This window comes from Natronococcus sp. A-GB1, assembly GCF_029688845.1.
In the GTDB taxonomy this organism is placed as follows: domain Archaea; phylum Halobacteriota; class Halobacteria; order Halobacteriales; family Natrialbaceae; genus Natronococcus.
Genome location: NZ_JARUKW010000057.1, coordinates 1 through 1,063, shown reverse-complemented (window position 1 = coordinate 1,063; position 1,063 = coordinate 1). Strand labels below are relative to the sequence as shown.

The following is a 1,063-nucleotide window of genomic DNA, read 5'->3' as shown; positions in this document are numbered from 1 at the left end:
GAGCGTGTCATAGAAAGCGTCACGTACGAAGCAGCAGGGTGCGCGAAGTGTGTCCAACACAAGCGCAACCCTGCAAGACGTAGCTTCGGTAGACGACTTCTTGAATGCCGCGGCTACCGAGACAGTACCGCTGTTCGAGCACCTTGAGTTCGAGTTTCTGCTGGAGTACGACGTGTTCGCCCCCTCGAAGCGGGGGCGAACACGAGTTCACCAGCCACCAGACCTCTTTCGCGGCTTTCTGCACTGCTACTACAAGGACATCTATGGCACACGACCGGTTGCACGAGAACTCCAGTACGGCCTCGTCTGGTACTACTGCGGACTCGACAAACCACCATCCAGAGACACGATTGACCGCTTTCTCACCGACCTCGAACACGTCGTCGACGATATCTTTGAGAGACTCGTCGAGCAGGCCGCCGTCCGCGGCCTGCTCGACTCGGCGTACTCCATCGATTCGACGCACATTGAGGCGATTCAGTACAACGACGCTGCCTCGTGGAACTACGATCCAACAGCTGAAGAGTACTACTACGGCTTCGGCTGTACGATCGTCTCGACCGGCGCAAAGATCCCGATAGCAGCGGAGTTCACACAGGCCAAACAAGCAGACCAAGAGACGGCGATGCGCGTCACTCGTGACGCGCTCGCCGTCGGTACACCGATCTGGATGCTTGGAGACAGCGCCTACGACATCCTCGATTGGCACGACCACCTGCTGGCCGCAGGGGTCGTGCCAATCGCCCCATACAATCCGCGAAACGCTGACGATCCGAAAGACATCGAGTACAGGGTCGAAGACCGCATCGAGGAACACAGCGAGGACGTTCAGCTGAAGCAGTCCATCTTGGACGAGACGTACAACAACCGGACAGGAGTCGAACGTACCAACGACGCAGTCAAGGACTGCGGCCTCGGGCACGTCCGCGCCCGAGGCCGCGTCCACGCACGAACAGAAGTGTTTCTTGCGCTGTGCCTCCGGCTCGTTGTTGCGATCACCAACTACGAGCGAGGAAACGAACCGGGCTGTGAGAAGCTATGAGATGGATTCTATGACACGCTC

At 58.4% G+C, this 1,063-nt stretch carries 1 protein-coding gene; it reads left to right on the top strand.

The genetic code is table 11. The features are described from left to right. Nucleotides 1-49 precede the first annotated feature (49 nt). Nucleotides 50-1,042 (top strand): transposase, encoded by a 993-nt coding sequence (locus tag QA600_RS22775; RefSeq protein WP_278294222.1) that lies wholly within the window; start codon nucleotides 50-52, stop codon nucleotides 1,040-1,042. Nucleotides 1,043-1,063 lie beyond the last annotated feature (21 nt).